The organism is Microscilla marina ATCC 23134 (assembly GCF_000169175.1).
Classification (GTDB): domain Bacteria; phylum Bacteroidota; class Bacteroidia; order Cytophagales; family Microscillaceae; genus Microscilla; species Microscilla marina.
The window spans coordinates 136,766-142,922 of sequence record NZ_AAWS01000022.1; the positions used below are offsets into that span (position 1 = coordinate 136,766).

Annotated in this window: 4 protein-coding genes; 2 read left to right on the forward strand and 2 right to left on the reverse strand. The window is 41.7% G+C overall.

Annotation, left to right across the window (positions count from 1 at the left end; genetic code table 11):
• Positions 1-117 precede the first annotated feature (117 nt).
• Positions 118-1,035, forward strand: coding sequence for a hypothetical protein (locus M23134_RS20370; RefSeq protein ID WP_002699353.1), 918 nt, complete (start codon positions 118-120; stop codon positions 1,033-1,035).
• A gap of 521 nt (positions 1,036-1,556) precedes the next feature.
• On the opposite strand, the gene M23134_RS20375 is transcribed toward M23134_RS20370, so the two are convergent.
• A complete protein-coding gene (locus tag M23134_RS20375; RefSeq protein ID WP_002699355.1) occupies positions 1,557-1,892 on the reverse strand; it encodes a hypothetical protein in 336 nt (111 codons plus the stop codon).
• Between the two features lie 1,042 nt (positions 1,893-2,934).
• On the opposite strand from M23134_RS20375, the gene M23134_RS20380 reads away from it, so the two are divergent.
• Entirely contained in the window at positions 2,935-4,386 is a 1,452-nt protein-coding gene (locus tag M23134_RS20380) for a DASH family cryptochrome (protein ID WP_002699356.1), read from the forward strand.
• Positions 4,387-4,594: 208 nt separating this feature from the next.
• Here the strand turns inward: M23134_RS20380 and asnS are convergent, their stop codons facing one another.
• Positions 4,595-6,067, reverse strand: coding sequence for an asparagine--tRNA ligase (gene asnS, locus M23134_RS20385; RefSeq protein ID WP_002699357.1), 1,473 nt, complete (start codon positions 6,065-6,067; stop codon positions 4,595-4,597).
• Between the last annotated feature and the right edge of the window lie 90 nt (positions 6,068-6,157).

Here is a 6,157-nt window from a genome sequence, read left to right on the forward strand (position 1 = left end):
AAAAGCTTACGTTTGATTAAAAAATTAACCAAACTCTAAACTCAAAAACCAAGGTACTCAAGTAAGTACAAATGCTTAAGCACCTCTATTCTATTTTTTTGTAAGCACGTGATCAACATGGATATAAAAACTGATAAAAGAAGAGAACAAATAGCCAATGCCTGTTGGCAACAATGGTTAGATGCGGGCTATAATGAACAGCCCAAAGAGTGGGGGAGTTACCAACAACGCGAAGTTTTCTGGAAAGAATACGAAGCCCTTATCAATGAAGCAAAAATATCATTGGGACAGTTTAAAATATCGCCTGCTACAGTAGCACGTCCTCCTCTAAAGAGCCCCATTTCAGCAAGTCCACCTGTCAAACTTAGTTTTAAGGGCGACTTTAGTTACTCTTTACAGTTACCCAAACCATTGCGTAGCGATGTTTTAAAAAATTTTACGGATACATTTGCCAATGAAAACGCCGCCTGGTTTTTTTGGGGCTTGTTGATCTATGCCATAGGCGTGTCAATAATGGGGGGTAATATAGCGAATATGAGTAATTTTATTTGGTATTTATTAGGTTGGGGTGCCGTGGCAGGTACCAAGTATGGTATAAAATACAATGAGGTAGAAGCAATGTACCAAGTAAGCCCTGATAAGCTTGGTAAAAAAAGTTTGTTTGGGGGCTATACGCTGAAAAATGAAGAAATTCAAAAAGTGGAAATGATCGATGGTAACTTAGTCGTTTATATCTCAAACATTGATGGAGATGGCTTAAGCAGTGCCATGTTTATTCCAGCTGATATTGAGCATCGTGATGAACTTGAACAGTATTTGTTGGCGTTGGTAGCCAAAAACCATCGCTTAGCTACCCAAAAAAAGCAAAACAAGTTAATCAAAACAAGGGCGAAAAATGCCTCCTCCAAAAAAGCGAAAAAGCAACGCAAACAAAAAATGCAAATGCATACACTAGCCAACCCTCATTTCAAAACACAGCAGCAACACCGCAAGGGATTACAAAAACATCATCAACGGATGCATAGGCGAAAGTAGGGCTTTCTTATAAAAAATGAGAAACCTCTCTGAAGCTTGCAGAGTACGAGGTTTCGATCGGGCGTGGAGACACTGCCCGAGGCGGGAGAAGCTAAGTACATCTTGCCTCCTGACGCCTTCGTTTGTGTCCCCACAAACGAATAAAAAGTCAAAACTTCGAAATACGTTTATGCAACGATTCGCTCCGGCTGTAATGTGATTATTTGCTGATAACCAGGTGATTAAATAGGAAATAGTTTTTAGTCTTAAATTTTATAAGAAAGCCCTAATGCTTCGTTCCATTTATTCTCATATAGCTCGTTTTCCTGGTGTTGGTATACTCGACAACCTAAACGATTGAGAAATATTCTTCATATAGTCCATAGCCCTAACAAGGCTCTAGGGACTAGGTGCAAGGTGCTAGGTACACCCTGTTCCCTAAGCAACCACACTTTTTCTATCACGTTGATTTTTAGCAACTTATAAAAAGCGTAGTTAAAAGTAGGCAATACTTGCTGGTTGTACAGCAAATATTGCCTAAACTATGGACATGAGTTAAAGGGAATACAAACCTTTTGTACGGTGAGCAATTCTACAGTGCACAATTCTTTGCACACCGAAAACACCACACGCTCGAAGTATTTGATCTGAATATTAAATTGAGGCTGGTAATTTTCTTGCATTTGAGCAAGCTTTGTGTTCACCAGGGTTGTTTTTACCACAGCTTCCACGTCTTTAGGTGAATAATTGTTGAAATGCCCTTTGCTACAAAACTTTGCTACTACCTTTTTTATTACTTGTTGATATTGCGTGCTATCCAACAATTCTTCAGGGTTGTTTTTGAGCAAGTCATACGCTTTTTTTTGTGAAGGGTTCATTGTCCTTTAAGTTGAATCAGTTTTTAATGTAATTGCCATTTCATAGGGCAATAGAGTTGAAAAATGACGAACCAAGTGCAGGGTTTTAGGTGAAGAATATGTATAAAATTAGTCGATGTTTGTTCGCCATCAGGATTTTAATTAAAAACAAGTATTCGTTAGCCAGGTGTACTTTACCATTGGCTTATAAGTGTTTTTAAATATGCAGGTAGTATAAACCCTTGACAACTTTTTTGTCGAAGTAGTAAGCTGTGTGTTGGTCTAACTATTTGCTGAGTTTTGCTACCTTGTGGACTAACGGTAAGGTCAAAGGTGAGGTGATCATCTGTTTTGTATAACGTATTGCCTCAGTACACTATCAATGAAGTAGCACACCAAGGTAGATAGTCAAATGTGGGTACCATGTTTTCACATATGACCAATCCAACGTATTTCTAACAGCCTATATCTTCCTTTGAGTTTCTTTGGTTATTGCACCCGTGGTTTAAATTGAGTAGGTGACTTTCTAGTTTGTATCATCGTGTTTTTTTTGCCTGTTGTAATAAGTAAATAAAGATGCTAAATATAGCCCAAATAGCTATCTAATTATGTTTGCCTGAAATTAATATTGTAAAATTAGTACATTTTTCATTAATCATGAATTTTTCATTAAAAATTTATAAACGATGGGGGGAGTTAATTTGAAGTCACTATGTTTTTTAACTGTCCTACCAAATCGTTGCCATTACCCGTACACTAATGTATGTCTACATCTAAAAGCCATCAACAAGCTTGTTTCCTCCTCTTGGTCTTAAGTGCAGCTGACCAAGAGAGCGGGTAACGATAGCGAAGAACTTGGTCTTGCCGTTAAGACCACTACAAGTGAGTTTGTATGGGTTTTCAATCAGACTTGGTATTAACTTGAAGTCACTATGTTTTTAGCTGTCCGTTTGCAGGGCAACTTGTGCCCCAATAAATTATTCTTAAATTTCTAAACTTTCAATCATTACAAAACATTGCCCCTGTACACTTGGTTGCTTACAGAACACCTACTAATAAATGTATGGAAAATAAGCAAAAAATAAATAATCTCCGCACCCAGGTAAAAATTGTTTGGTTTAGAAACGATTTACGGGTACATGACAATGACGTATTGGCAAAAGCGGCGAGTGATGCCGATTACCTGTTGCCTGTATATTGTTTTGACCCTCGTCAGTACGAGACTACTTCTTTGGGCTTTGCCAAAACTGGTGCTCATCGCGCCCAGTTTCTGATAGAGACTCTTGCCAACTTGCGGGCAAACCTGGAGGCAAAGGGCAGTGGTTTGGTGATAAGGATAGGCAAACCAGAAGAGGTGATTGCTGACTTGGCTAAAGCTACCCAGGCTAAAGCGGTATATGCCAGCCAGGAGATAGGCACCGAAGAAGATGCCACCGTAAAGCAACTCGAAAAAAGACTATGGAAAAACCAGGTATTTTTAGAGTTGCTTTGGACAGGCAACCTCATTCATCCGGCAGATTTACCCTTTCCTTTGAATAGCTTGTCTAATGTATTTACCGATTTTCGGAAAGAAATAGAACAAGGGCTGAAAGTGCGTGAGGCAGTGACACTCCCCGATACTTTGCCTTTGTTGCCCCCTGGAGTTGAGGCAGGGAGTTTGCCTAAACTCACCGATTTGGGCTTGACCCATACCACGCCCGACACCAGAGCAGTCCTGCACTTCAAAGGGGGCGAAACAGCAGGTTTGCAACGCATAGAGGACTACATCTGGCAACGAAGTTTGCTTCAGCATTACAAAGACACCCGCAATGGCTTGCTGGGAGCCGATTATTCTACCAAGTTCTCTCCCTGGTTGGCCAACGGAGCCATTTCTGCCCGAACGGTATACCACGAGATAAAAAAATATGAGCAGCAAGTAGTCAAAAACAAGTCTACCTATCACTTGGTGTTTGAGTTGCTATGGCGCGAATATTTTCGTTTGGTGGCACGCAAATACGGACACCGTATTTTTGTAAAAGGAGGGATCAAAGCCAAAGGTGAGGTAGAGATGTCGTCTAACCGAAAACGCACCTTTAAGCGTTGGAAAAACGGTGAAACAGGCATTCCTTTTATAGATGCCAACATGCGGGAGTTAAATGCTACTGGTTTTATGTCGAACCGGGGCAGGCAAAACGTGGCAAGCTACCTAACCAAAGACCTCAAAATTAATTGGGTACACGGAGCCATGTATTTTGAGTCGCAATTGATAGACTATGACGTGAGCAGCAATTGGTGCAACTGGAACTATGTAGCCGGGGTGGGCAACGACCCTCGCAAAGACCGTTACTTTGACATACTGTCGCAAGCCAACCGGTATGACAACAAAGGAGCCTATGTAAAGCATTGGTTGCCCGAACTGGCAAGTATACCCGAAAACAAAGTACACGAACCACATCAACTGAAGGCCACCGAACAACAAGCCTATGAGATGATTCTGGGGCAAGATTACCCCAAGCCTATTCCTGGTAAAAAATGATGTTGAAACGGGGAAAGGATGTTTTTGCTAACTTGGTATAAATAAAAACCCCAGACCGAAAAACCTGGGGTTTGATTAATATATATCAACTAACGTTCATTGATTTAAATCACTTAAAAATCAACGCCTTATACGCTTGCTTAGTTGCGCAGATCAGCCACAGACTTGTCGCTTGTCGCTAAAAGCTTGAGGCTACATAGGCATCGCCTTAAAATCTGGCATTGCCCGGAGTACGTGGAAACGGTATTACATCGCGGATGTTTGCCATACCAGTAATAAACAAGATGAAACGCTCGAAGCCTAGCCCAAACCCACTGTGAGGAGCTGAACCAAATCGGCGTAAGTCTAAATACCACTCTAGTTCGTGGTGGGGAATGCCCACCTCGTCCATGCGGGTTTTTAAATGCTCTAAATCATCTTCACGTTGCGAACCACCAATGATCTCGCCAATACCTGGCACCAATATATCCATAGCGCGCACGGTTTCTCTGCCTTCTTCTTCGCCCTCGTTTTGCTTCATATAAAAAGCCTTGATGTTGCGAGGGTAGTCGTATACAATGACTGGCTTTTTGAAGTGCTTTTCTACCAAATAGCGCTCGTGCTCCGATTGCATGTCAATGCCCCATTCTACCGGAAACTTAAACTTCTTCTTTTTATGCGGTTTAGAGTTGAGTAAAATGTTGATTGCCTCGGTATAACTCACCCGGGCAAAGTCATTGGCAGCCACAAATTCAAGCTTTTCCAATAAGCCCATTTCGCTGCGCTCGTTGGTAGGCTTCCCATTGTTTTCTTTGGTAAAGCGTTCGTCCAAAAATTTAAGATCGTCCTGACAGTTTTCCAGTACATACTTAATCAAGTATTTCAAGAAATCTTCGGCAAGGTTATGGTTGTCTTCCTGCTCATAAAAAGCCATTTCCGGCTCAATCATCCAAAACTCCGCCAGGTGACGGGTAGTGTTTGAATTTTCGGCACGAAACGTAGGACCAAACGTATAGATCAGACCAAGCCCCATAGCCGCAAGTTCGCCCTGCAACTGACCCGACACCGAAAGGTTGGTAGGTTGCCCAAAGAAATCTTCCTTAAAGTCAATCTTACCTTCTTCGTTTTTAGGAGGATTGTCTAAAGGAAGCGTAGTTACCTGAAACATCTCTCCGGCACCTTCAGCATCCGAACCTGTAATAATAGGCGCGTGTAAATAAAAGAAACCGCGTTCGTTGAAGTATTGATGAATGGCATAAGCCGCCGCATGACGCAAACGAAATACTGCACTAAAGGTATTGGTGCGCATGCGTAGGTGTGCGTTTTCACGCAAAAACTCCATCGAGTGTTTCTTAGGTTGAATGGGGTATTTTTCGGGATCGGCTGCCCCCAAAATCACCACATCACTTGCTTGTACCTCACAGCTTTGTCCGGCGCCCTGAGAAGCCACCAAATTACCATTAACCTGAAGACAAGCACCCACGGTGATTTGATTCAAAACATTGCTATCCAAATTACTGGCATTGACCACAATCTGTATGTTTTGAATGGTAGAACCATCGTTAAGGTGTACAAAAAACACCTCTTTGCTGCCTCGTCGGTGACGCACCCAACCCCGTACCGTAACCTCTCGGTCATATTCGGTAGAAGCCAGCAGCTGCTTGATGCTGTCCTTCTTGGTACCCGTTAGGACTTGCTCCATATTAGTTAATATTAAATTGGTGAATAAATAAGGCTATAGGCTTGAATTACAACACTATAGCTAACTAAGTAAGCAAAGATAAGGAATCTG

Coding starts and splice junctions, on each gene's coding strand:
- M23134_RS20370 (WP_002699353.1), top strand. CDS start 118: ATGGATATAAAAACTGATAAAAGAAGAGAACAAATAGCCAATGCCTGT.
- M23134_RS20375 (WP_002699355.1), bottom strand. CDS start 1,892: ATGAACCCTTCACAAAAAAAAGCGTATGACTTGCTCAAAAACAACCCT.
- M23134_RS20380 (WP_002699356.1), top strand. CDS start 2,935: ATGGAAAATAAGCAAAAAATAAATAATCTCCGCACCCAGGTAAAAATT.
- asnS (WP_002699357.1), bottom strand. CDS start 6,067: ATGGAGCAAGTCCTAACGGGTACCAAGAAGGACAGCATCAAGCAGCTG.